Origin of the sequence: Sphingobium sp. CR2-8, assembly GCF_035818615.1 — a bacterium.
Lineage (GTDB): Bacteria > Pseudomonadota > Alphaproteobacteria > Sphingomonadales > Sphingomonadaceae > Sphingobium.
This window is the reverse complement of record NZ_JAYKZY010000002.1, coordinates 191324-215276: the sequence shown is the minus strand read 5'-3', so window position 1 is coordinate 215276 and position 23953 is coordinate 191324. Positions and strand designations below refer to the sequence as shown.

General features: G+C 66.0%; 21 protein-coding genes, 1 pseudogene and 1 riboswitch. Of the genes and pseudogenes, 5 read left to right on the top strand and 17 right to left on the bottom strand.

Annotated elements, in window-relative coordinates:
- Positions 1-15: 15 nt before the first annotated feature.
- Genes U5A82_RS04870 through U5A82_RS04860 form a run of 3 tightly spaced genes read right to left on the bottom strand, consistent with a single transcriptional unit; the run spans position 16 to position 2065 of the window.
- Positions 16-771, bottom strand: a complete 756-nt coding sequence (locus U5A82_RS04870; RefSeq protein WP_326289115.1) for a DsbA family protein — start codon at positions 769-771, stop codon at positions 16-18.
- Between the two features lie 36 nt (positions 772-807).
- Positions 808-1476, bottom strand: coding sequence for a thioredoxin domain-containing protein (locus tag U5A82_RS04865; RefSeq protein WP_326289114.1), 669 nt, complete (start codon positions 1474-1476; stop codon positions 808-810).
- Positions 1477-1522: 46 nt separating this feature from the next.
- Positions 1523-2065: a DUF721 domain-containing protein gene (locus U5A82_RS04860; RefSeq protein ID WP_326289113.1), complete on the bottom strand. Its 543-nt coding sequence runs from the start codon at positions 2063-2065 to the stop codon at positions 1523-1525.
- 26 nt (positions 2066-2091) lie between these two features.
- Between U5A82_RS04860 and U5A82_RS04855 the strand changes: the two genes are divergently transcribed.
- From U5A82_RS04855 to U5A82_RS04840, 4 genes are all read left to right on the top strand, one after another.
- Complete coding sequence (locus U5A82_RS04855; RefSeq protein WP_326289111.1) at positions 2092-3159, top strand: A/G-specific adenine glycosylase; 1068 nt, start codon at positions 2092-2094, stop codon at positions 3157-3159.
- Complete coding sequence (gene nudC, locus U5A82_RS04850; protein ID WP_326289109.1) at positions 3146-4048, top strand: NAD(+) diphosphatase; 903 nt, start codon at positions 3146-3148, stop codon at positions 4046-4048. The genes U5A82_RS04855 and nudC overlap by 14 nt, the downstream gene beginning before the upstream one ends.
- Before the next feature lie 63 nt (positions 4049-4111).
- Positions 4112-5458, top strand: coding sequence for a TldD/PmbA family protein (locus U5A82_RS04845; RefSeq protein ID WP_326289107.1), 1347 nt, complete (start codon positions 4112-4114; stop codon positions 5456-5458).
- Complete coding sequence (locus tag U5A82_RS04840; protein ID WP_326289106.1) at positions 5445-6248, top strand: inositol monophosphatase family protein; 804 nt, start codon at positions 5445-5447, stop codon at positions 6246-6248. The genes U5A82_RS04845 and U5A82_RS04840 overlap by 14 nt, the downstream gene beginning before the upstream one ends.
- A 27-nt stretch (positions 6249-6275) precedes the next feature.
- Here the strand turns inward: U5A82_RS04840 and cobU are convergent, their stop codons facing one another.
- The 10 genes and pseudogenes from cobU to U5A82_RS04790 all read right to left on the bottom strand — a co-directional run bounded on the left by cobU (position 6276) and on the right by U5A82_RS04790 (position 15499).
- The gene (gene cobU, locus U5A82_RS04835; RefSeq protein WP_326289104.1) at positions 6276-6794 is read right to left on the bottom strand and encodes a bifunctional adenosylcobinamide kinase/adenosylcobinamide-phosphate guanylyltransferase; all 519 of its coding nucleotides are present in this window, start codon (positions 6792-6794) and stop codon (positions 6276-6278) included.
- Positions 6791-7735, bottom strand: a complete 945-nt coding sequence (cbiB, locus tag U5A82_RS04830; RefSeq protein WP_326289103.1) for an adenosylcobinamide-phosphate synthase CbiB — start codon at positions 7733-7735, stop codon at positions 6791-6793. Before cbiB ends, cobU begins: the two co-directional genes overlap by 4 nt.
- Entirely contained in the window at positions 7728-8705 is a 978-nt protein-coding gene (locus tag U5A82_RS04825) for a threonine-phosphate decarboxylase (RefSeq protein WP_326289102.1), read from the bottom strand. The genes cbiB and U5A82_RS04825 overlap by 8 nt, the downstream gene beginning before the upstream one ends.
- Entirely contained in the window at positions 8702-9418 is a 717-nt protein-coding gene (locus U5A82_RS04820; protein ID WP_326289101.1) for an adenosylcobinamide-GDP ribazoletransferase, read from the bottom strand. Before U5A82_RS04820 ends, U5A82_RS04825 begins: the two co-directional genes overlap by 4 nt.
- Positions 9415-9984: a histidine phosphatase family protein gene (locus U5A82_RS04815; protein ID WP_326289099.1), complete on the bottom strand. Its 570-nt coding sequence runs from the start codon at positions 9982-9984 to the stop codon at positions 9415-9417. The genes U5A82_RS04820 and U5A82_RS04815 overlap by 4 nt, the downstream gene beginning before the upstream one ends.
- Positions 9981-10993, bottom strand: a pseudogene (cobT, locus tag U5A82_RS04810) (nicotinate-nucleotide--dimethylbenzimidazole phosphoribosyltransferase). Before cobT ends, U5A82_RS04815 begins: the two are co-directional and overlap by 4 nt.
- Positions 10990-11397, bottom strand: coding sequence for a DUF1636 domain-containing protein (locus U5A82_RS04805; RefSeq protein ID WP_326289097.1), 408 nt, complete (start codon positions 11395-11397; stop codon positions 10990-10992). Before U5A82_RS04805 ends, cobT begins: the two are co-directional and overlap by 4 nt.
- Positions 11398-11407: 10 nt before the next feature.
- Positions 11408-13378, bottom strand: coding sequence for a TonB-dependent receptor plug domain-containing protein (locus tag U5A82_RS04800; RefSeq protein WP_326289095.1), 1971 nt, complete (start codon positions 13376-13378; stop codon positions 11408-11410).
- A gap of 143 nt (positions 13379-13521) precedes the next feature.
- A riboswitch (cobalamin riboswitch) is annotated at positions 13522-13707 on the bottom strand.
- Positions 13708-13727: 20 nt separating this feature from the next.
- The gene (locus U5A82_RS04795) at positions 13728-14510 is read right to left on the bottom strand and encodes an ABC transporter ATP-binding protein (protein WP_326289093.1); all 783 of its coding nucleotides are present in this window, start codon (positions 14508-14510) and stop codon (positions 13728-13730) included.
- A complete protein-coding gene (locus U5A82_RS04790; RefSeq protein ID WP_326292845.1) occupies positions 14504-15499 on the bottom strand; it encodes a FecCD family ABC transporter permease in 996 nt (331 codons plus the stop codon). Before U5A82_RS04790 ends, U5A82_RS04795 begins: the two co-directional genes overlap by 7 nt.
- An 86-nt stretch (positions 15500-15585) precedes the next feature.
- On the opposite strand from U5A82_RS04790, the gene U5A82_RS04785 reads away from it, so the two are divergent.
- A complete protein-coding gene (locus tag U5A82_RS04785; protein ID WP_326289092.1) occupies positions 15586-16434 on the top strand; it encodes an ABC transporter substrate-binding protein in 849 nt (282 codons plus the stop codon).
- 14 nt (positions 16435-16448) lie between these two features.
- Here U5A82_RS04785 and cobO read toward each other — a convergent pair whose 3' ends face one another.
- From cobO to U5A82_RS04765, 4 genes are read right to left on the bottom strand one after another with little or no spacing between them, the layout of a single operon-like run.
- On the bottom strand, positions 16449-17057 hold the full coding sequence (gene cobO / locus U5A82_RS04780; protein ID WP_326289091.1) for a cob(I)yrinic acid a,c-diamide adenosyltransferase: 609 nt from the start codon (positions 17055-17057) through the stop codon (positions 16449-16451).
- Between the two features lie 2 nt (positions 17058-17059).
- Positions 17060-20779 carry a cobaltochelatase subunit CobN gene (gene cobN / locus U5A82_RS04775; RefSeq protein ID WP_326289090.1) on the bottom strand — a complete coding sequence of 1240 codons (3720 nt, stop codon included), beginning with the start codon at positions 20777-20779 and terminating at the stop codon, positions 17060-17062.
- Complete coding sequence (gene cobW, locus U5A82_RS04770; RefSeq protein ID WP_326289089.1) at positions 20779-21813, bottom strand: cobalamin biosynthesis protein CobW; 1035 nt, start codon at positions 21811-21813, stop codon at positions 20779-20781. Before cobW ends, cobN begins: the two co-directional genes overlap by 1 nt.
- Positions 21814-21873: 60 nt before the next feature.
- Complete coding sequence (locus tag U5A82_RS04765) at positions 21874-23820, bottom strand: TonB-dependent receptor plug domain-containing protein (RefSeq protein ID WP_326289088.1); 1947 nt, start codon at positions 23818-23820, stop codon at positions 21874-21876.
- Positions 23821-23953 lie beyond the last annotated feature (133 nt).

Sequence of the window (23953 nt, the reverse complement as noted above, 5' to 3'; positions counted from 1 at the left end):
GCTCCTGTGGCCCAATCAGAGTCCCGCTTCCTTGAGCTTGGGCTGGAGCAGAGCCCAGTTGGCGACATTGTCGACCAGGACGCCATTGATCAGGAAGCTGGGCGTGCCGCTGATCTGATACTGGCTGTTGGCAGCCTCGACACCCTTGGCCAGTCGTTCGGCCGAGGCGGTATCGGCCAGACACTGTTTGGCCTGATCGGCGGAAATGCCACGCTGCTGCGCATATTCGATCAGGCCCGCAACCTGTGCGATCGCGCCGGGGCGCTGGGCCGGGGGCAGCTTTTCCACGCCCTGCAGGGCTGCTTCATTGCCCTGAACCTTTTCGAACATCGCCGCCTGATTGGCAAAAAACTGTTCGGACAAGGGATAGAAGATGTCCTTGCCACCGCAGCGGGCCAGCAGCGCCGTGGTCAGGTCGATGGGATCGCGCACATACGTACGGAATTCGAAGCTCATCTTGCCGGTATCGACCAGCTTCTTGATCTCTTCCGATGCTTCGGCGGAGAAGTCCTTGCAATGGCTGCACGTGTAGGAGCCATATTCGACCAGCTTCACCTTGGCCGAAGGATTGCCCATGACGAAATAGCCTTCTGGCGTATCGGCGATGGTTTCGGACCAGCTGGTTCCCGCTGGCGCTGCAACGGCGGCAACGGGTTCGCCGGTCGGCTTGGCGCCTTCCTCGCTCTTGCCACAGGCGGCGAGGGTCAGGCTGAAGGCAATGGCGGCGATGACGGGCAAGGTGGCAAGAGTCAGGGCTTTCACGACGGGCAAGGCTCCGATGATGGCGTGTATGAAAGGGGTTTTAGATCAGCGCGCGGGCGCGGGCAATGCGGCCTGAAGGATCGGCCAGCTCGATCCTTCCACCAGCTTGCCGTTGACGACGAAGCCCGGCGTGCCGGTAATCTTCACCTTGTTCCAGGCGTCGTCCGTCATGGCGAGGATCTGCTTCATCGACGCTGGATTGGCGACACAGGCATCGAGTTGGGCATTGGTGAAGCCGCGCTTGTTCATCAGCGCATAGAGGCCGGTCTTCTGCCCGATATCCTTGAGCGCAGGAATCTGGTCGGCGGGTTTTGCCGCGCTGCCGTCATAGGCTTCGATCTGCGGCATCCAGGCGGTCTGGTTGGCGAACAGCGCCTCATGATTGCCCATGAAGCGGGCAGGCCCGCCGCAACGGGCGAGCAGCGCGGCGGTCAGGTCATATTTGTCGCGGACCGCATTGCGAACTTCGACGCTGACCTTGCCACCCTTCACATAGTCCGCTTTCAGCGGCGCGCTCGCTTCGCCTACGAAATGGGCGCAGTGGGAACAGGTGTAGCTGACATATTCCACCAGCTTGGTCGGCGCAGCGGGATTGCCCAGCAGATGCCCGCCGATCGGCGAGATCATGATCCGGTTCACCCAGTTGGCGGCGGGCGCGGCGACCAGCGCGGCGGGAACGGCAAGCAAGGCGAGCGGCAGGAGCAATTTCTTCATGAGGACAGATCCGTAAAATGGTCCGGCTGAACCGCTGCCGAACATCTCAGTTGATCTTGGGCAAACCGCTGCTGTTGGCAAGGCCCTGCGCCAGCGATTCCAGCACGGCGCGCAGTTCGGGGTCGCCGATATCGCGCAGCGAATTGCCCAGCTCGACCGGAATGGGTTTCAGGTTGCGCGGCGGCGGGCGGCGTTCGGCCTTGGCGGGCATGATATCGCCCTGGCGGATCGCGACCTTCGACACGGCGGCGTAGCCGAAGAAGCGGTTCACCCGTTCGACGATGTCGGGCAGCATATGCTGCACCATCGGCCCATGACCGCTTAGAACCGTAAGTTGCAGCGTGCCGCCAGCCTTTTGCCCCACAGGGAAGCGGATCGATTCGGGCGCGGAAATGGCCGCGTAGTGCGCGCCTGCAATCTCCGCCCAGCGGGTGACGATGCTGGATTGGACGAAGCCGAACTTGCGGAACGCAGCGCGACCGATGTCCGGCATCAGGTCGGCGATGGCACGCGGCGCGCCCGTCCGGGGACGTTCGGCAGGCGCGATGGCGCGAATCTTCAATTTAGGGGTGGCCGGGCGTTCCGTCATGACGCGCTTAATGGCATAGGGTCGCCATGCGCGTCGAGGGTAGAGACATAAAAATAGCGGGCGACCTGCTGGCCCATTACGACATGCATGCCCGCCGCCTGCCCTGGCGCGCGCCACCGGGCAGCAATGCCGCCGATCCCTATCGGGTCTGGCTGTCCGAAGTGATGTTGCAGCAGACAACGGTGGCGGCCGTTGGTCCCTATTATGCGAAATTCCTGGCGCGCTGGCCCACGGTCGAGGATCTGGCCGCAAGCGAAGACGCCGACCTGATGGCCGCCTGGGCCGGGCTTGGCTATTATGCCCGCGCCCGCAACCTGCTGGCCTGCGCGCGGGCGGTGGCGGGCGAGCATGGCGGCGTCTTCCCGGATACGGAGGACGGGCTGCGCGCGCTGCCGGGCGTGGGCGCCTATACCGCCGCTGCCGTCGCCGCGATCGCCTTTGGACAGCGTGCCGTGGTGGTGGACGCCAATGTCGAGCGGGTGGTGGCGCGCCTGTTCGCGATCGCCATCCCTCTGCCCGCCGCGCGCGCCGCGATTCGCGCCGCTGCCGATCGCATCACCCCGGACACCCGCGCCGGGGATTTCGCGCAGGCGATGATGGATCTGGGCGCGACCATCTGCACCGCCCGCAATCCGGCTTGCGGCATCTGCCCCTTGCGGGAGGATTGCGCCGCCGTCCTGACCGCCGATCCGGCCGCTTTCCCGGTCAAGGCCCCGAAGAAAGCGCGCCCACACCGGACCGGCCATTGCTGGTGGATCGAGCGGGACGGGCATGTCTGGCTGGTCCGCCGCCCCGACAAGGGCTTGCTGGGCGGGATGCGGGCGCTGCCCAGTTCCGACTGGGGCGACGCGCCCGACCCGACGCCGCCTGTCCCCGCCGCCTGGACGCGCATCGATGAGCCGGTCGCCCATGTCTTCACTCATTTCTCACTGGCGCTGCGGGTCCACCATGCCCATGTGGGACCGAACGCTACGCCGGAGGGTGCGGGCGAATGGTGGCCTGTCGACCGGATCGGTGCGGCGGGACTGCCGACATTGTTCGCCCGGGCGGCCGACGCGGTGAAGAAGGAGAGGAAAGGCGATGCACGGGACTGATCCCACCAAGGCTGTGGTGCCAGGCTTCGTCGGAAGCCATCTCGACCGGGTCGATCATATCCGCACGAACCCGGCGCTGTTGGCGGACACGTTCGCCGATCCGGCCGCGCGCCTGCTGGTGCTGGACGGGCTGGAGCCGGTGGAGGTGGACGGGCATCTGCTGCTGGAACCGCTGAAACCGGAAGCGCGGGTCGCGGATCATGTGCTGCTGGGCGTCGATCTGGACAAGCGGCCGATCTTCGCGCGGCTCATCACCGACCTTGGCCCCAATATGGTCCCGACCCCCCGCAGCCGCGCCATCGCCGGGCTGGTGCCGAACGAGGAGGTCGCCATGTACGGCACGGCGCGCAGCTTGGTCCATTGGCATGCCCGCCATCGCTATTGTTCGGTCTGCGGTGGCGCGACGCAGCCGGAAAAGGCAGGATGGTCGCGCAAATGTGGTGCCTGCACCGCCGAGCATTTCCCACGCACCGACCCGGTCGTCATCATGCTGGCCGAACATCGCGGACGCATATTGCTGGGACGCCAGCATGCCTGGCCACCCGGCCGCTATTCGGCGCTGGCAGGCTTTGTCGAGCCGGGCGAGACGATCGAGGAAGCCGTGGCGCGCGAACTGTTCGAGGAGGCTGGCGTGCGCGTCCATAATGTCCGCTATGTGATGAGCCAGCCCTGGCCCTTCCCGTCCTCCCTGATGATCGCCTGCGTCGCAGAAGCGCGGGACGACGCGCTGACGCTTGATCGAACCGAGATAGAAGATGCCTTCTGGTGCGACGCGCAGCAGGCACGCGCGGCGATGGCGGGCGATCCGGGTGCACGCTTCCTTGCGCCACCCACGATGGCCGTCGCCTGGCACCTGCTCGACCATTGGCTGGCGGGCGTTGCCCCATAGGGCACAAGCGCGTAAGGCCACCCTTCCCCACCTTCTTGATTTTTTGAGGACCCTTTCCCCTCCATGCTCAGCCTAGAAGAAGCCCAATCGCGCGCGCAGGATCTGGTCGGCGCGGCGCGCAAGGCCGGGGCGGATGCCGCCGATGCCATCTATGCCTGCAATGCTTCGACCAACGTGTCCGTGCGGTTGGGCGCGCTGGAGGATGTCGAGCGGTCAGAGGGCGAAGAGATCGGCCTGCGCGTCTTCATCGGCCAGCGGTCCGCCAGCATTTCCGCGTCGGATATGAACCCCGCGACTTTGTCCACTCTGGTCGATCGCTGCATCGCCATGGCACGTGAAGCGCCCGAAGACCCCTATGCGGGGCTGGCGCCGGAGGAGCGGTTGCTCCGGAAGCGGCCGCCAGCGCTGGACCTGACCGACACGGAGGAACCAGAACCCGCCGCTCTGCGGGAAAGGGCGCTGATCGCGGAAGAAGCCGCGCGCAGCGTACCCGGCATCACGAACAGCGAAGGCGGTGGCGCGGCGAACGGCCGCAGCCAGGTGGCGCTGGCGACCAGTCACGGCTTTGTCGGCGCCTATGCCGGGACCAGCCATTCGACGTGGGCCAGCGTCCTGGCGGGTACGGGCGCGGATATGCAGCGCGACCATGCCAGCCATAGCGTCCGCCATCTGGAAGATCTGGACGATGCCGAAGCGGTCGGTATCCGCGCCGGCCAGCGGGCCGTCGCGCGGCTCAATCCCGTGAAGGTCGAGAGCGGCGTCATGCCGGTGATCTTCGATCCGCGTATCGGCTCCAGCCTGATTGGCCATCTGATCGGCGGGATCGTCGGCCCGGCGATCGCGCGCCGGTCCAGCTTCCTGCTGGATTCGCTGGGCGCGGCGCTGTTCGATGCAGGCATCACCATCATCGACGATCCGTTGCTGCTGCGCGGGATGCGGTCGCGTCCGTTCGACGGCGAAGGCCTGCCAGTGGCGCCGCGGGCATTGATCGACAAGGGCGTGCTGACCGGATGGCTGATGGACAGCGCTTCGGCGCGCCAACTGGGGCTGGAACCCACCGGCCATGCCAGCCGCGGCGGCAGCGGCGCGCCAGGGGCCAGCATCACCAACGTCCATATGGAAGCGGGCGAGATATCGCCGGGCGACCTGATGGCGGACGTGAAGCGCGGCCTGTATGTCACCGAACTGATCGGCATGGGCGTCAACGCCGTCACCGGCGACTATAGCCGGGGGGCGGCGGGGTTCCTGATCGAAAATGGCGCGGTGGCGCATGCCGTGTCCGAAATCACCATCGCCAGCAATTTGAAGGATATGTTCCGCGCGCTGACACCCGCGAGCGACCTGCATTTCCGCTATGCCATGAACGTGCCCACGCTGCGCGTCGATGGGATGACCGTTGCCGGGGGATGACGCCGCCTTGAGGGCGGTGCTATCCGCCGTCGCGGATGCGGCTGACCATGCGCTGACTCTTTGGGCCGGTGGCGACACGCGCGTGCGCCAGTGGGAAAAGGTGCCGGGCCATCCGGTGTGCGAAGCCGATCTGGCGGTCGACGTCATGCTGCGCGAGCGGCTGTCAGCCATCGACCCGGAGGCCGGCTGGCTGTCGGAGGAAACGGCGGACACGGTGCACCGGCTGGGCGTCCCGCGCGTCTGGGTCGTCGATCCGATCGACGGGACACGCGACTATCTGCGCGGTCGACCGGGCTGGTCGGTGTCGGTCGCCTTGGTGGATAATGGCGCGGTTACGCTCGGCATCCTTGCCGCACCCGCACGCAACGAATTGTGGGTGGCGCAGCGGGGCAAGGGCGCGACCCGGAACGGCCAGTCGTTGCGCGCTGGATCGCGCGATACACTGCCCGGTGCACGGGTGCCCGCCGATCAATTGCCGCGCATCGACCGCGATCTGGTGACGGTGGACAAGCCCAACAGCATCGCGCTCCGCATGGCGATGGTCGCCGCCGACGAAGCCGATCTGGTCGCCACGGTGCGCTGGGGCAACGAATGGGATGTCGCGGCGGCCGCGCTGATCGTGCAGGAAGCGGGCGGCGTTGTGACCGATGCTTTGGGCGATCCGTTGCGCTACAATCGGCCGCAGCCCACCGCCTTCGGGTTGCTGTGCGCCGCACCTGGCATTCATGCGGCGGCCGTAGAACGGCTTACGCCGCGCGCGCGGGAGATATTGCGCCAATCACCGGCATAACTCGTACTGCATAGCCGATGCCCAACCTCACTGGTGCTGTTTGAGGGCGAGCGGCAGACCGGCGGCGATAAACTGAACCTCCGCACAGGCCGCCGCGACCCGCTGGTTGACGATACCCGCGTGGTCGCGGAACCGCCGGGCAAGACGATTGTCCGGCACGATCCCAAGTCCGACTTCATTCGCCACCAGGATGACGGGGCCACTTGCCAGCGAGAGGGCGTTCACCAGCTTTTTCGTCGCGACGCCTATATCATGATCGCCCAGCAGCAGATTGGACGTCCATAGCGTCAGACAATCGATCAGGATCACCCTGTCCGGTCGCGCATGACTGTCGATCACGGCGGCAATATCAATAGGCGCCTCAATCATATCCCAACGCGTCCCCCGGTCGTCGCGATGGCGGGCGATCCTCTCGCGCATCTCTTCGTCAAAGGCTTGCGCGGTTGCGACGAAGAGGGGCGTGAGGCCCGTTGCTTCCGCTCGGCCCTGCGCGAAACGGCTTTTGCCCGAGCGCGCACCGCCCAAGACGAATAGGCTGTGGTTCATGGCATGATCCTGACGAGAGAAAGGGCTGCGACCAGCCACAGGATGAGGCAGGCGCGGCGATAGAGGCGCAGCGCGCGACGAATATCGTCGGAGTTCGCGCTGGCGCGACCGTCGCCGATCCATGGCTTTGCATGGACCACCCCATCATAGGCGACCGGCCCAGCAAGGCGCAGGCCGAGCGCGCCAGCCATGGCCGCTTCGGTCCAGCCGGCATTGGGCGAGGCGTGGTTGCGCGCGTCGCGCGCCATGATCCGCCAGCCACCGCCGCCTGCGAGACACAGGATGACGCCGCCCAATCGCGCCGGTATCAGATTCAGCCCATCGTCCATCCGGGCCGCCGCCCAGCCGAAGGCGCGCCAGCGATCCTCCTTATGGCCGATCAGGCTGTCGGCGGTGTTGATTGCCTTATAGGCCCACACGCCCGGCAGGCCGAGCAGCAGCAGCCAGAAAAAAGGCGCGGCGATACCGTCGCAAAAGCTTTCGGACAGACTTTCGATCGCGGCGCGCGCGACTCCTGCTTCGTCGAGTTCGGCGGTGTCGCGGCCCACGATCATCCCAACCGCATGGCGGGCGTGGCCAAGGTCGCCGCCACGCAGCGCGCTTTCGACGGCGGCGACATGATCGTGCAGGCTGCGTTGGGCCAGGGCGGGGAAGGCAAGCAGGGCGAGAAGCAGCCAGGCTATTGTGTCGGGCAGGAAATCGATGGCATGTTGCACCAGAAAGGCAGGACCGGCCGACATCAGCAGCAGAAGCAGCACCGTGGTCATGCCGAACCAGCGCAGACGGCGCGCGCCGAAGGCCGGTCGGTTCCAGCGATGCTCGCAGCCATTGATGAGGCGGGCGAAAGCGCCGACCGGATGACCCACGCGCGCATAGAGCCAGGCGGGCCAGCCGATCGCGGCATCGAGCATCAGTGCGAACAGCGCCACCGGCTCAGCCATGGGCAAGCGCCTGCTCCAATCGCGCGCAAGCGGCCAGATCGGGAGGCAGGCCGATACGCAGCCAGCGGCGGTTGTCGGCGAAGGGGCGGGTCAAGATCGACCGGCGCGCCAGTTTTTCGAACAGCAGATGCGCATCATCGACCTCCAGCAGCCGGAACAGCGGGCATGCGCCGGTTGGGTTCAATCCTGTCCGGCGGAGGCTGGCGTCCAGCGCGGCAGCCTCCGCCACCAAGCGGGTCCGCATGGCGGCGATCCAGGCATGATCCGCATAAGCAGCCGCGCCGATAGCGATGGCTGGCGCGGAAAGCGGCCAGGCGCCGAGCCGATCGCGCACATGGCGCAGGAAGGAAGGCGGACCAAGGACGAAGCCGAGCCGCACGCCGGCCAAACCGAAAAATTTGCCGAAAGATCGGAACAGGATGAGGTGCCGGTCCGCGCGGACCTCTCGGGCCAGGCTGGTATCCGGCAAAGTGTCGGCAAAGGCTTCATCGACCAGCAGCCAGCCTTGACCCCGGCGGGCGAGCAGATCGTGAAGCGCCGCGTGATCGAGCAGGCGGCCATCGGGATTGTTCGGATTGGCAAGGATGAGCGTCGCCCCGTCCGCGCGGTCGAGCGTCGCGGCAGATAGCGGCGCGCTGTCCGCCAGCATCTCGCCATGGGTGCGATAGCTGGGCGTGCAATGGAAAGTCGGGCCGTTCAGCAGGGTGCCTACCAGACGCAAACCGATTTCCGTCCCCGGCACGGCGCAAAGATGGTCGGGCGCAACGTCGAAATAGCGCGCGGCAGCCGATTCCAGCGCGAGCAGATCGCGTTCGTCGGGCAAATGCGACCAATCTATCGGCGTGGTTGGGACAGGCCAGGCATGCGGATTGATCCCGGTGGACAGGTCCAGCCATGGCTGATCGCCCGTTCCGAAATGGGTGCGGGCCGCAGTCAGGCCGCCGCCATGCCAGGTCCAGCGATCGGTCATAGGCTTTCCGACAGTAAAATAGCCAGCATCAGGGCGCTTTCCACTATCTCAATCCCTGCGCCATGTCCGTCACCGGACAGGCCGCCGATATGGCGGCGCAGCCAAAGCGACCAAAGCAGGATGAGGACCGGCGTCGCCAGCAGGCCCGGTAAGAAGCAGGCCGTCGCGATCAGCGCCAGCGCCCATGCGCCAAGGTCGATCGGACGGACGGCAGTCTGGAATGTCGCACCCAACCCTTCGTGCAAGGCGGGCATCAGCCGGGCCCAGGCCAGTGGCGCTATTCGCGCGGCGAAGGGAACCGAGATGAGCGGCAGGAAGAGGCCGCGCGCGATGAGCGCGTGGATCAGGACCAGCTTGGCGATCAACTGGGTGGCGATGGCGACGATGGCGAAACTGCCGACATGCGGATCGGCAAGAACGGCGCGCAACCGCGCCTTGTCCTTGTGCGCTGCGCCGGATGCGTCCGCTATGTCGCCCAGCCCGTCTAGGTGCAGTGCCCCGGTGAGACCGACCCATGCCAGTAGCGCCAGTAGCGCGCCGACCCAATCGTCGATCGCGCACCCCAGCCGCGCAGCGGCCGCGATGAGGACGCCGAGGATCAACCCGACTATCGGGAACCAGCGGATCGATTGCGCAAATTCCTGGGCCGATACGGCGATGGGCGGCGTCGGCAAGCGCGTCAGGAACTGGATCGCGATCACCAGCCCCTTCATGCGCGCAATCCGATGATCTGCGCGCCGGGATGCGGTTCCGGCCAGATCCTGAGCGAGATAAGCGCACCATAGGGAAGGTCGAACGCCCAGATTTGCGCCGCAGTGAACCCGCAAAGATGGGCGAGCGCCGCACGCATCGCACCGGCATGGGTCACGACCAGCGTCGCGGCGGATGACAGGTCGCCGATCGCGGCGGCGACACGGGTCTGAAGCGTGGACCAGCGTTCTCCCTGCGGCGGGGGATTGGCATCGGGATCATCATGGAACCGGCCAAGCGCATCGGGAGCGACGGTCGATGGCGCAAGCCCGTCCCAGAGACCGAAATCCAGCTCTCGCCAGCGCGGATCGATGGTCATGGGGGTGCCGCAGCGTTGCGCCATGGCTTCGGCGGCTTTGCGGGCGCGTAAGAGGTCCGAACTGACAATGGCATCGAACGCCAGCCCGGTTGTCTTTTCGACGCATGTCGCGATGCCTGCCAATGTCGGCGCACCATCGGTCCGCCCCATAAGCAGGCCAGGCATTTCGGGTGCGCCATGGCGCACCATATAGAGCAGCTTTGCGCTCACGCCCCCTCCGACACACCCGCCTCCGCAAAGGTCGCCATATGGGCATGAGCGGCCAGCGCCGACCGCACGATGTTGGCGGCGACGGCCGCGCCGCTACCCTCGCCCAGCCGCATGCCCAGCTGTAGAAGCGGTTCCAGGCCCAGCCGCTCCAGCAACAGCGCATGGCCCGGCTCGGCCGAACAATGGCCTGCGATACAGTGGCCGATGATATCCGGCACGGCAGCGGCGAGCGGCGCTATCGCGGCGCAACTGATGAAGCCGTCAAGGATGACGGGGATACGCAGCTGGCGCGCGCGCAGGACCGCGCCAGCGATAGCGGCAATCTCTCGCCCGCCCACGCGGCGCAGCGTTTCGAAGGAGGTGCGAGGCGCGCTGTCATGGTAGGCCAGAGCATCCGAGATCACGCGGGTCTTGCGCGCGATGCCGTTTTGATCGACGCCGGTGCCGGGGCCGACCCATGAAGACACCGGGCCGCCGAAGCTGCGCGCGGCTAACGCCGCCGCCGCCGTGGAATTGCCGATGCCCATTTCCCCGACGACGATCAGCTGTTGATTGGGATCGACCGCTGCCGCGCCTGCGGACAGGGCCGCCAGGCATTCTACCTCGCTCATTGCCGGACCCTGGGAAAAGTCGGCAGTCGGCTTGTCCAAGTCCAGCGGCACGACGTTCAGGTCGAGATCGGCGGCCGCCGCCAGGGCGTTGATCGCCGCCCCGCCTGCCGTGAAATTCGCCACCATCTGTGCCGTCACTTCAGGGGGAAGGCGCTGACGCCATGGACGGTGACGCCGTGATTGCCCGCGAATATCAGCACCTTGCCGGATCGGATCGCAGGCCGTTCCACAGCCTGCCAGCCAGCGAAGAGGATCGCGATATCCTCCAGCCGGGCGAGCGAACCGGGGGGTTTCGTCAATTGCCCCTGACGCGCCCGCGCAAGGGCGAGCGCGTCAGCGTCGGGGACCGGCAACGTCGCCAGCGCGCGTTCAAAATCAGCGAGAGTGGCGAAGCTCATTCGGCGACATATCCTTCGGGCGGCGAACGGGTGATGAAATGACCCTTCACCCCTTCGGGCCATTGCTTGAACGGCACGCGGCCATGATCGCTGGCCGCATATTGGACGGCGTAGTCGAGGATGGCGCGCGCCGCATCAGCGTCGGGCGTGAACCGGCCCAGTATATAGCTGACCTTGCCCGGCGCGCGCAGATGGACGGTACAATGATCCGTGCAGGCAAAGAAGCAGGGCATGTCCTGAACGGCCACCGTAGCGTAGCGAGGGTCCGACGCCTGGACCGTTCGCAATGCCTCAGCCAGCCGTGCGCCTCCACGCACGGCTTGCGCATCGTCACGCGCTTCGGCGGAAAAACGGCATGTGCTGCATGCCACGATCGCGGGGCCGGGGGGAACGGACGTGAGCATCAGACCCTCCTCAAAACCGGCCGCGCAGACCGGCGTAGATACTGCGGCCCAGCGTGCCATAGCGATAGGCGGTCATATAGCCTTCGTCGAACAGGTTTTCGACGCGGGCGAAAAGGCGCAGTTGGTCGAACAGTTTCACTTCGGCGCGCAGATCGACCAGCGTATAATCGTCGAGCCGCAGCGCGTTGGACGCATTGTCGTAACTATGGCCCAACCAGCGAACCGCAGCGCCGGTCGTGAGTCCGAACGGCCAGGCATAGCTGATCGAGCCATTGGCCTGATTACGCGGACGGCGGGGCAGCCAGCGGCCGAAATTGGTCCCGCCGGGCGAACGGTCTTCCGATACCGTCCAGCTGTAATTGCCGTCGATCAGCAGACCGGGCACCGGCTCCACGCTGGCCTGCGCCTCTATGCCGTGCGCCTGTGCCCGCGCGACATTCTGGTAATAACCGCTGCGCCGGATCGTCGTGCTGCCGGGCTGGTAGCAGAGCGCCAGGGTAGAACTGGCCGAACAGCTGTTGAAGATGATCTGGTCTTTCGTCGTCCGATCGAACCAGACCCCGCCGAACCGCAGGCGTCCGTCCAGAAACCGCTGTTCCGCGCCCGCTTCCCAGCCATGCGCGCTTTCGGGCGATAGCGCCTGGTTCCCATATTCGGAGAAAAGCTGGTATAGGGTCGGCGCCTTGAATCCCTCGCCATAGCTGGCGCGCAGCACGGTGCCGGTGGGCAGCGCCCAGATCGCGCCAGCGGACGCCAGCGTCTGCCCGCCGAAGCGGTTATGATCGTCATGACGCGCGCCGCCGGTCAGCGTCAGGCCCGCCAGCGGTTCAACGGACAATTGCCCGTAGACGCTGGTGATCTCCGCACGACCACGCGCCGGATTGGGGATCGGCGCGGACAGGGATGATGGCGGCGAGACGCTGCGGAAGCGCGAGCGTTCATTTTCCACGCCGAACTGGGCGGTCCATCCATCGGCTATGGCGAAGCTGCCCTGATATTCGAGGCGCTGGTTGCGACCGGCGGAATCGAAGGTCTGCTTGCGCGCAAGGCGGGGGTCGAAATTGTCGCGATCGGTATCGGTATAGCCATAGCCGATGCGGTTACGGAAACGACCATCCAGCAAGTCGAGCCGGAGGCCCGCATAGCCGACGAACTCGCGGTTCAGCCCATAGGCCGGACTGTCGGCCGTGGTCGCGTCAAATTCCGTGCGTCCGCTGGAATAATAGCCGCGCAGATCGACCGTCAGGTTGGACGCCAGCGCCACTTCCGCCCGGCCGGTGAGCTGGCGATTGCGGTAACCATCCCTCTCCCGCCCTCCAAAGGCGGGCGCGATCGCCGAGATGCCCGCCGTCGTGAACGTCTGGCCACCGATACGCCAGCGCAGCGGACCGGTGTTCCCGCCGATGGCGGCGCGCGCGCTCACCGTGTCGCGCGATCCGGCCTCCACGTCGAAGCTGCCCTCCAGCGCCTGCGTCGGCAGGGCGGTGACGACGTTGACGACGCCGCCGATCGCCTGGCTGCCCCAGAGGATCGATTGCGGACCGCGCAATATTTCGATCCGCTCCGCGTCGCCGACCAGCAGATTGGCGAAATTATAGCCGCCGCCCGCCGCGGAAGGGTCGTTGAGCTTCACGCCGTCGATGACGACGACGGTCTGGTCGCTTTCCGCGCCGCGAATGCGCAGCGACGTCGCCGTGCCATAGCCGCCGTTGCGCGCCATGCTGACACCCGGCGTGCGCAGCAGCAGTTCGCTGACGCCGATATCCTGCATCCGGTCGATCGCTGCCTTGTCGAGGACTGTCAGCGACGCCGCAACCTTATCGAGCGGAAGGGCAAGCCGGGTGGCCGTGACCAAAATATCGTCAGCGCCTTTGTCGGCGGTTGCAGCGGCATCGGGCGGCGGCGCTTGCCGATCGGCAGCGCCTTCATCGGCAACGGCGGAGGAGGAAAGCAGGAAAACCAGAGTCGTGAAGGTCAACATCGATAGGGTCCAAACATGACGGTCCGCATCCGCAGGAGGACCAGCCGGTTTTGGAGACGCGGCACGACCCCCGCACGAATGCGGTCCACAGATTTGCCGTCATGCGGGTTCACCCCCGTCCGCCCGGAACACCCTGTCCGCACGAAAGACGACCGCGACAGGCAGGTCTCCTGGCTAGCGGGTCGATGCCAATTCGGCCGCCTTCTCGAGACTGATGTCCCAATGGCAAATGGCCGATGGCTCTCCGCTTACAGTTGCAGGGGCAGCCGGGGTTTTCCCGTTCCCATATTCATCCCCGGTCAAGGGGAACCTGTCGCGTGACTGCCGATAGGGAAGCGTAACGAGCGCGTCAATCACCTGTCGTGCGCGCGATCGGCACGATCATGGGACAGGTCGCCGCCAGTTCGATACGGGCGGAAATGCCGTAGACCTGACGCAGCGTTTCAGCCGTCAGCACATCGGCTGGCGTACCCCGCGCCACGACCGCGCCCCCGTCGATCAGGATCAGCCGATCGCAATAGCGCGCCGCCATGGTGAGGTCGTGCAGCACCGTCACCACCGTTGCCCCATTGCGGGCTTCGCGGGCCAGCAGGTCCATCACGTCGATCTGATGCCCGGGATCAAGCGACGCCAGTGGTTCATCGACCACCAGTGCGGGCGTGCCGACGGCCAGCGCGCGCGCCAGCATGACGCGGGCGCGCTCACCGCCCGACAGCTGGGTGGCATCGCGTTGGGCGAGATGCGCGACATCGGCGCGGGCCATGGCCTGCACTATGGCGGCGCGGTCGAGGTCTGTGATGCGGGACAGCGGCGCCAGATGCGGCAGGCGGCCCAGCGCTACCACGCGTTCGACACTGAGCGGCCAGTGTAGGGTCTGACCCTGCGGCAGGTAGGCGATCCTGCGAGCAAGATCGCGCACGCCCAGACTGGCGCGATCCTGCCCGTCGATCATGACCGTCCCTTCACGCGCGGGCAGCAGCCCCAGCATGGCTTTTATCAGGGTGGATTTCCCCGCCCCGTTGGGACCTATGATGCCGGTCAGCGTTGCGGGTTGGAAATCGGCGCTGACATGGCGCAGCACCGGGCGGCGCCCCAGGTCGACCGAAAGATCGTGGACGGCGATGGTCACCACAGGCGGCGCTCCCGAAGCAGATGGACCAAGAAGACGGGGACGCCGAGGAAGGCTGTCAGCACGCCCAGTTTGAGTTCGTTGGTGGTCGGGATCAACCGGACCAATATGTCGGCAAAGGTCAGGAGCACCGCGCCGCCCAGCAGCGACGGCAGCAGGAGCGACGAGGGGCGACGGTCCGTCCAAGGACGCACGATATGCGGCACGATGAGGCCGATAAAGCCGATCGATCCGGATACGGCGACCGCGCCCCCCACCCCGATGGCGATTCCGGCGAGCAGGCGCAGGCGGGTCTGTTTGAGATCGACGCCCAGCGACCGTGCGCCGTCCTCCCCCAGCGACAGCGCGTCCAGCGCCCGCCCGTCGAACAGGAGCAGCGCGCCACCCAGAAGGATGCAAGGCAAGGCGATCCAGACATGATCGATCGACCGGTTCTCGATCGATCCAAGCAGCCAGGCCATGATTTCCATCGCCGCAAAAGGGTTGGGGGACAGGTTGAGCGCCAGGCTGATCCCCGCGATCGCCAGCGTCGATATGGCGATGCCGGCCAGAATCAGCGTGAGGGGGCTTTCCGACCGGCCGCTGAGCAGGAACAACAGCGTCAGCCCGGCAAGGCCGGTGAGGATCGCCAGCAGCGGCAACATGACGATATGCCACTCCGCCATGCCAAAATAGATAGCGCCGACAGCCCCCAGGGCGGCGCAATTGGACGCGCCCAGCACCGATGGTTCGGCGAGCGGATTGCGCAGATAGCCCTGCAGGACCGCACCTGCCAGACCGAGCATGGCCCCGACTATCAGCCCGATGATGGTGCGCGGCAGGCGCAAGTCGAACAGGATGGCGTGGGCCACCCGATCGCCATGGCCCGCCAACGCCGCGAACAGCCGTTCGGGCGGCAGCGTCACCGGCCCGAAACTGAGCGATGCGATTGCCGCAACAGCCAGCCCGATTAGAAGAAGCGGGATCAGGCCCCTATGGCGTGATGGTGTCAGGAAATGTTCGTCCACATAGGCCTCGCATGGGATGGGCACCCCGTCACACTTGTGTCCCGGGATCGTGTCGCTATGGAATCTGGCGCATGACATGCTTTACGTCTTTTGCGCGCTATGGGCTTTTGGGCGGTGCCGTCGCCATCCTGTCGGTCGGGCAAGCGTCGGCCAGCACCGTGCATCCCGATCCAGCCGCGCCCCGTCGGATCATATCGCTTAACCTCTGCGCCGACCAACTCGTCCTCGCGCTTGCGGATCGCGACCAGATTGCCGGACTGACCCACAATGCCACCGATCCGCAAATGTCCGCCGCCGCTGCGCAAGCGCGGGGTCTGCCGATATTGGGTGGGTCTGCCGAAGAAGTGCTGGCGGCCGATCCCGATCTGGTGATCGGCATGCCTGCGCGGCGCAATCCGGCGATCGCGGTCCTCAAGGCGCAGAAATACAAGGCCGTGGATCTTAAATCCGCCGAAACCTATGATGCGATCCTTCTGTCCATCCGCGAGGTGGCAAAGGCGGTGGGGCATCCCGCGCGCGGCGAGGCGCTGATCGCGCGCATGAACGCGGAACTCGCGCGGATCGGCAAGGCGCGGCCCGGTCTGGTCGCGGCCTATTATCAGCGGCGCGGTTATCTGACCGGCACGGGGACGCTGATCGACGACCTGATGCAGCGCGTGGGGATGACCAACCTGGCGGCCAAGCTTGGCAAGCCGCCCCTGTCGCAGATGAGCCTGGAGGAAATGGTCGTTGCCCGGCCCGACTATCTGATCATGGAAAGCGCGACCGATCGGGTGACCGATCAGGGCACCGAAATGCTGCACCACCCGGTCCTGAAAGGCATGAAGCGGATCAGCATTCCGCAAGCGTGGACGGTCTGCGGCGGCCCGGCCTATGTGAAAGCGGCGCGAGCGCTGGCAGAAGGCACCGCGCGTAGATAGGCCGGGCGGTCGGTTCAAAATTCGATGCCCGCCTGCGCCTTGACGCCCTGTTCGCGGAACGGGTGCTTGAGCAGCGTCATTTCGGTCGCGAGATCGGCCTGTTCGACCAGGGCTTCGGGCGCGTTGCGGCCCGTCACGATGACGTGCTTCATGGCCGACCGGTCCGCCAGGACCGCCAGCACTTCGTCGAGCGGCAGATAGTCGTAGCGCAGCACGATGTTGAGTTCGTCGGCCAGCACCATGTCATAGGCCGGGTCGGCGATCATCCGCTTGACCTCCTCCCACGCTTCGCGCGCCAGGGCGATATCGCGGGCGCGGTCCTGCGTGTTCCAGGTGAAGCCCTCCCCCATCGGCTTGAATTCGACATGATCGGGGAAGGCGTCGAACACGACCTTTTCGCCGGTCGTCATGGCCCCCTTCACGAACTGGACGACGCCGACCTTCTTCCCGTGCCCTATGGCGCGCACCACCATGCCCAGCGCGGCGGTCGTCTTGCCCTTGCCCTTGCCGGTGTGGACGATCAGCAGGCCCTTCTCCACGGTCTTGCCCGCGACGATCCGGTCATGGGCCGCCTGCTTCTTCTGCATCTTCGCCTTATGCTGTTCATCGGTGCGCTCTGCCATCGTCATGCTCCTGAAAGGCTGGCGAGCAGCAAGCCCGCGCTGTTGGACTTGGGTTTCCAAAGGCCCCGCTCCAATGCTTCGGCCAGGCGGGCCGCCGTTTCGCGCAAGGCGGCGGGGTTGGCTTCGCCCATGAAGGCCCGCACGGCGTCATCCTCGATAAAGGCAGCGTGGACGGCGTCGAAATGATGATCGCGCACGGCATGGGTCGTGGCGGCGAAGGCGAAGAGATAATCGACCGACGCGGCGATCTCGAACGCGCCCTTGTATCCGTGGCGCATCACGCCCGCGATCCATTTGGGATTGGTCACGCGCCCGCGCACGATCCGGCCGATCTCATCCTCCAACGTACGGATGACCGGTCGTTCCGGGCGGCTATGGTCGTTATGATAGCTGATCGGCTTTGCGCCGCGCAGATGCTCGACGGCAGCAGCGATGCCGCCTTCGAACTGGTAATAGTCGTCGCTGTCGAGCAGGTCATGCTCGCGATTATCCTGATTCTGCACGACCGCGTCGGCCTGGGTCAGGCGCATAGCGAACAGGTCGCGTTCCGCATCGCCCTCAACCCCCGCGCCATAGGCGTAGCTGCCCCAGTCCAGATAGACCCCGGCCAGATCGGCGCGGCTATGCCATAATTTTTCATCGATCATCGCCTGGAGACCCGCACCATAGGCGCCCGGCTTCGATCCGAAGACGCGCGCGCCCGCGCGCCGGGCGGCCACGTCCGCGCCCTGCCCCTGATCGATGAGCGCCGCAGTTTCGCGGGCGTGGCGCGCGGCGGCGGGATTATCTTCTTCCGGCTCGTCCAGCGCCATGACGGCGCGCGCGGCACTGTCGACAAGGTCGATCTGTTCGGGAAAGGCGTCGCGGAAAAAGCCGGAGACGCGCAGGGTGACATCGACGCGCGGACGGCCGAGTTCGGTCACGGTCATCATCTCGAACCCGACGACGCGACCCGATGTCCAGTCCCAGCGGGGGCGCACCCCCATCAAAGCCAGCGCCTGCGCGATGTCGTCGCCACCGGTGCGCATATTGGCGGTACCCCAAGCGGACAGGGCGATCGCGCCGGGATATTCGCCCTCACGCTGGAAATAATCTTCGACCAGAAGTTGCGCGGACTTCTTCCCCAATTCCCACGCGACTGCCGTGGGCACCGCGCGGGTGTCGACCGAGAAGAAATTGCGCCCCGTAGGCAGCACATCGGGCCGACCGCGAGTCGGCGCGCCCGACGGGCCGGGCAGGACGAAGCGGCCATCCAGACCCGCGAGCAGACCCGCCGCTTCCTGCGCGCCACAGCGATCGACCCGCGGCGCGAGATCGTCGGCGACCGACGCCATCACGGCGGCGCTGCGCGGGCCGGGAGCCGCCATGCCCTCCACCAGCAGTTGCGCCAACAGTTCGAGGCGTTCGACCGTATCGCCGAGCGTTCGCCAGGGATCGGTCGTCCTTTCCGCCAATATCTGCGGATGCGGCCCATCCCAGCGATCGGCCATGCGGCATTCGAGCGGATCGAAATCGAGGTCCAGATCCTGCGCCATTGCCCGCAGCAAAGACGCCTGCCCATCATGGTCCAGCCCCCGCGACGTGCGGGCCATCGCGACGAGCAGGTCGCGGCGCAGCGTGCCTTCGGGCGAGCGGGTGAAGATGTGCAGACCATCGCGGATCTGCAATTCCTTCAGTTCGCACAGATAATTGTCGATGGCTGAAAGCGCGTCGTCGCCTTCGCCCTGCGCTCCGGCATCCTTGTCCAAACCCTGACTACGCGCGAGATCGATGATGTCGCGCCGCAAGCGATCAATCCGGCGCGGGTCCATCCCGGCGGCGAGATAATATTCGTCCACGAGCGCTTCGAGTTGCTTGAGCGGCCCGTAGCTTTCGGCGCGGGTCAAAGGCGGCGTCAGATGATCGACGATCACCGCGCCGATGCGCCGCTTCGCCTGCGTGCCTTCGCCCGGATCGTTGACGATGAAGGGATAGAGTTGCGGCAGGGGGCCAGCACAGATTTCCGGAAAACAGGTTTGCGAGAGCGAAACCGCCTTGCCCGGCAGCCATTCCAGATTGCCATGTTTGCCGACATGCACCACCGCCTGCGCGCCGAAATCCTTTGCCAGCCAGAGATGGAAGGCCAGATAGGCATGGGGCGGCGGCAGCGCCGGATCGTGATAGCTTTCCTTGGGGTCGATATGGTAGCCGCGCGCCGGTTGAACAGCGAAAGCGACACCAGCGAAGCGATGCACGGCGAGGCGGAAAGCCCCGTCGCGCACGAAGGGATCGGCTTCCGGTTCGCCCCAGCGATCCAGCATGGCGGCGCGCGCTTCGGCCGGAATGGCGGCGAAGGCGGTGCGATAGACGGCGATCGGTAGAGACACTTCGCCGGGGCGACCGAGCGACGAAAGATCGTTGGTCACGCCGCCGGTCATGAGGCGCATCAGGGCGGCGCCATCTGTCGGCGCATCGCCGATATTATAGCCCGCCCCGGCCAGCGCAGCGAGGATTGCGGCGGCGCTGGCGGGCGTGTCCAGGCCGACGCCATTGCCGATACGTCCGTCGCGATTGGGATAGTTGGCGAGGACTAATGCGATACGTCGCCGGACTGGCGGCGTGCTACGCAAGTCTGCCCAATTGGCCGCAAGGTCGGCGACGAAGGCCACGCGATCCGGCGCGACGCGCGGGACGACGATGCCGCATTGCGTGACCGCGTCGAATTGCTCGGCCGCCTTGAAGGCGACGGCGCGGGTGAAGATGCGGCCGTCCACTTCGGGCAGCGCCACGTTCATGGCGAGATCGCGAGGGCCAAGGCCGCGCGCCGATGCCTGCCAATCCCCTTCCTCCACGCCTGCGAAGGCGACCTGAAGAATCGGGCAGTCGGCGCGTTCCAGCACGCTGGCGGTGCGTGGTTCGGAGGTCGAGGATGCCGCAAAGCTGGTGGCATTGACGATCACGTCCGGCGCCACTTCACTGAGCAGGCTGCCCAGCCAGTCCATGGCGAAAGGTTCGCGCAAGGCGCGGACATGGACGGGCGCGACGTTGAAGCCACGCGCTTCGAGCGCGGCGATCATCGCGTCGACCGCGTCCAGCGTCCCGGCGACCATCAAGGCGCGGTAGAAGACCAGGCAGGCGACAGGCGCATCCGGCCTCCAGCGGCGGCGCAGGTCGGACAATCCTGGGCGGTCGATCCCCGGCACATAGAGACCCGCGTCGGCGACCGGGACGGGATCGTCAGGCGTCCCCGCATCCCGCCCGATGGTCCGCGCGGCGGTGCGCAGAAAGGCCAGTGCGTTGGCGGCGCCGCCCTGCCGCAGATAGTCGCGCAGCCGGGCGATGCGTTCGGCAGGCACGGTCGAGGCGCGGTCGAGAGAGGGATCATCCTCCCGCCCGTCGGCTATCGCGGCGAAGGCGATACCGCGCGTTCGCGCCACCTGCGCGATTTCGTCTATGCCATAGGGCCAGTAGCTCTTGCCACCGAGCAGGATGACGCAAACGAATTGCGCATGAGCGATCACCTTTTCGACATAGAGGTCGACCGAATAGGGATGGCGCAGTTGCAGCAGGTTGGCGAGGCGGACGCTGGGCGCGCCAGCGGGCAGCGCGGCCGCCGCCTTGGCGAAGCAGGCCAGTTCGCTGTCCGCCACGGTCAGGATCACGATATCGCCGGGCGACTGGCCGAGGTCGATCGCCTCGTCACCGCTGGATATCATTCCCGGTGTGGCGGACAGCAGATGCATCAGCCGATGACCGCCTTCAGCGCCTGTTCGATCGCCGCGCGATCCAGGCCCTTCTGGCCGATCACCACCAATTGGGTGTGGCGGGCTTCGCCGTCCTTCCACGCGCGGTCGAAATAATGCTGGATGCGCGGGCCGACGGCCTGGATGACGAGGCGGGACGCTTTGCCCGCGACCGACACCATGCCCTTGATCCGCAGCACGTCATGCGCGGCGATCGTTTCACCCAGGCCAGCGATCAGTGCGTCCACATCCGCGACGTCGCCACCCGACAGGATGAAGCTGTCGAAATCGTCATGGTCATGATCCTCCATGCCATCGATATGCGACGGGCGAGCGTCCAGATCATCCTCGGCCGCTGCGGTCAGTCCCAACAGTGCCGCCGGATCGACCGCACCCTGTGCTGCGCGCACGATCCCCACGCCGGGACGGGTATGGGCGTTCACTTGCGCTTCGACCATGCGGAGGCTGTCGGCATCGACCAGGTCGGTCTTGTTGAGCACGACCATGTCGGCGCAGATCAGCTGCTCCTCGAACAATTCCTCCAGTGGGCTGTCATGATCGAGATTGGGATCGGCCGCGCGGGCGGCCGCCAGCGCCGCTTCGTCCGTCGCGAAGCGACCGGCCGCCACCGCATCGGCATCGATCAGCGCGATCACGCCATCGACCGTCGCCCGCGTGCGGATGTCGGGCCATTGGAAGGCCTTCACCAGCGGTTTCGGCAGGGCAAGGCCCGAGGTTTCGATGATGATATGGTCCGGCGGATTGGGCCGGTCGAGCAGCTTCTGCATGGTCGGCAGAAAATCGTCGGCCACGGTACAGCAGATGCAGCCATTGGCCAGTTCGACGATATCGTCTTCCGGGCAGGCCGCGTCGTTGCAGCCCTTGACCAGTTCGCGATCGACGCCGACGTCGCCAAATTCATTGATGATGAGCGCCAGGCGGCGCCCCTTCGCATTCTGTAGCAGGTGGCGGACGAGCGTGGTCTTGCCCGCGCCCAGGAATCCCGTGATGACGGTAGTGGGCACTTTGCTCACGCGGCTTCTCCTTCCAGATGGTCTTGTGCGCCGCTGACGGACGGCGGCGCAGGGGTCAGGTCAGAAGCGGACGCGCACACCGCCATAGCCCGCGCGACCGGCGGTGGCGTAGCTGAACACCTCTTCGTACGCCTCGTCCGCCAGATTTTCGACGCGACCGAAGAGGGTGATGGCCGGGGTGAGCTTATATTCGGCGTTGAGGTTCACCAGCACATATTCGCGGAGCGATACGCCGACCGGGACATAGCTGGGGTCGGTGAAGGCGACGTCGCTCTGCCGCCCGTTATAGCGCATGGTCAGCGTACCGGAGAAACGCTCGTCCTTGCTGAAGACGGTTGCGTTGAAGCTGGCGACATGCCTGGGGCGGCGGACTTCCTCGACGCCATTTTCCCGCGCCTTGAGATAGGTGTAGGCTGCGTCCAGCCGGATCTGCGGGACCGGCCGGGCGCTGACGAACACTTCGACGCCGCACTGTTTCGACCGGGTGGTGCGATTGTCCGGGGTCGCGACGAAGGTCGGCGCGGGATAGCTGGTGAAGATTTCATCCTTCAGCCGCGAATCGAAATAGGTCGCGCCGACCGTCGCCAGATTGTCGCCGAAGCTCTGCTCGATCCCGGCTTCCCAGCCTTCCGACTTTTCCGGCTTCAGGTTCGGGTTGCCGATATAGCGGCCATCCGAATAGCCATAGAGTTCGTAATAGCCCGGATTCTTGACGCCGGTGCCATAGGCGCCGCGGATGCGGGTGCCGGTGGCGAAGCGATAGCTGCCCTGCGCGCGCCAGGTCGTGACATCGTCGAACCGGTCGTTTTCGTCCCGGCGGATCGACGCGCCCAGCGACAGGGCGTCATCGACCAACAGTTCATATTGCCCGACCAGACCGACATTGTCCGTGTGTCGCTTGCCCCGAAAGACGAAGGCGGAGGGTGTGGTGTTCTGGAACTGCTCGCGCTCCACATCGACGGCGGCGGTCAGACGGAGGGCGACGCTGTCCGTGCCGAAACGCAGGCTGGATTCCGCGCTGCCTTTATAGCGCTGCCCCTTGTCGCCCGCATTGCGCCCGAAAGCGGTGTAGCCCTTGCGCGTGGTGTCCGCCAACTGGGCCGACACGGCATTGGTCCAGCGGCCATCGAGCGCGGTCAACTCGGCGCGGACAAGGCCGTAAAAGGCCTGGTTCTTGAAGCGCATGCCGGGCGTGTCGACCACATAGCCGAACAGAGGACTGGACGGATCAAATTCGGTGTCGTCGGTGTCGGCGTCGGTCAGGCTGTAGCGGGCGACGCCAGTGATCTTCACATTGTCGGCAGGCGACCAGATCAGCTTGGCGCTCAGGCCCGCGCTGTCCGAACCCAATTTGCGCGTGCCATAGCGCGCGGTCGCTATGCCATCGGTGCGATAATAGGAGCCGGAAAGCGCATAGTCGAGCGTGCCGCTGACCCCGGCCGCGCGAACGCCGCCGGTGAAGGTGCCGAACGATCCGCCTTCGGCACGGGCGGAAAAGCCAGGAGCTTCCGCGCCGGTGAGCGTGATATATTGGATCACGCCACCGATCGCATCAGACCCGTAGAGCGAGGATTGCTGGCCGCGCAGCACTTCCACCTTGGCCGCAGGATCGGCGATCAGCGTACCGAAATCATATTCGCCATAATAGGGATCGGACGCCTCGATCCCGTCGATGAGGACGAGGACGTGATTGCTTTCCGACCCACGAATACGAACCTGCGTAAAGCCGCCGATCGCACCGGTGCGACTGACCGCCACACCCGGAACGTCGCGCAGGATGTCGGACACGATGCGAGTCTGGCGGGTTTCGAGCGCCTGCGCGTCCAGCACGGTGACCGAAGCGCCCAGCTGGTCCACGCGCACCGCATCGCCCGACCGGGAAGCCGTGACGACGATCGTCTCGCCCTTGTCGTTCGTGGTCGGCAGGGTCGGGTTGGATTGGGCGAGCGCCGCGCCGCTGCTGGCGACGGCGAATATCGAAACGGATATGGCAAAAATCTTGGTCATAACTACCCCCTCAAGCGCCAGAGCAACCTGGGCGGGGGCGCGCCGCTCAGTCGGCGGCCTGGAGCCGACGACAAGCGGTAGCCGGGCAAGCGCCATGATCGGGCGCTCGCCCATGGACGCGTGACCGCACGGC

What these genes read in the sequence shown, in the direction of transcription:
- U5A82_RS04825 (WP_326289102.1), bottom strand. Translation starts at nt 8,705, where the DNA reads ATGACCGATCGCTGGACCTGGCATGGCGGCGGCCTGACTGCGGCCCGC.
- U5A82_RS04805 (WP_326289097.1), bottom strand. Translation starts at nt 11,397, where the DNA reads ATGCTCACGTCCGTTCCCCCCGGCCCCGCGATCGTGGCATGCAGCACA.
- U5A82_RS04860 (WP_326289113.1), bottom strand. Translation starts at nt 2,065, where the DNA reads ATGACGGAACGCCCGGCCACCCCTAAATTGAAGATTCGCGCCATCGCG.
- U5A82_RS04785 (WP_326289092.1), top strand. Translation starts at nt 15,586, where the DNA reads ATGACATGCTTTACGTCTTTTGCGCGCTATGGGCTTTTGGGCGGTGCC.
- U5A82_RS04845 (WP_326289107.1), top strand. Translation starts at nt 4,112, where the DNA reads ATGCTCAGCCTAGAAGAAGCCCAATCGCGCGCGCAGGATCTGGTCGGC.
- cobN (WP_326289090.1), bottom strand. Translation starts at nt 20,779, where the DNA reads ATGCATCTGCTGTCCGCCACACCGGGAATGATATCCAGCGGTGACGAG.
- nudC (WP_326289109.1), top strand. Translation starts at nt 3,146, where the DNA reads ATGCACGGGACTGATCCCACCAAGGCTGTGGTGCCAGGCTTCGTCGGA.
- U5A82_RS04765 (WP_326289088.1), bottom strand. Translation starts at nt 23,820, where the DNA reads ATGACCAAGATTTTTGCCATATCCGTTTCGATATTCGCCGTCGCCAGC.
- U5A82_RS04800 (WP_326289095.1), bottom strand. Translation starts at nt 13,378, where the DNA reads ATGTTGACCTTCACGACTCTGGTTTTCCTGCTTTCCTCCTCCGCCGTT.
- U5A82_RS04820 (WP_326289101.1), bottom strand. Translation starts at nt 9,418, where the DNA reads ATGAAGGGGCTGGTGATCGCGATCCAGTTCCTGACGCGCTTGCCGACG.
- cobO (WP_326289091.1), bottom strand. Translation starts at nt 17,057, where the DNA reads ATGGCAGAGCGCACCGATGAACAGCATAAGGCGAAGATGCAGAAGAAG.
- U5A82_RS04855 (WP_326289111.1), top strand. Translation starts at nt 2,092, where the DNA reads ATGCGCGTCGAGGGTAGAGACATAAAAATAGCGGGCGACCTGCTGGCC.
- U5A82_RS04865 (WP_326289114.1), bottom strand. Translation starts at nt 1,476, where the DNA reads ATGAAGAAATTGCTCCTGCCGCTCGCCTTGCTTGCCGTTCCCGCCGCG.
- cbiB (WP_326289103.1), bottom strand. Translation starts at nt 7,735, where the DNA reads ATGGCTGAGCCGGTGGCGCTGTTCGCACTGATGCTCGATGCCGCGATC.
- cobU (WP_326289104.1), bottom strand. Translation starts at nt 6,794, where the DNA reads ATGAACCACAGCCTATTCGTCTTGGGCGGTGCGCGCTCGGGCAAAAGC.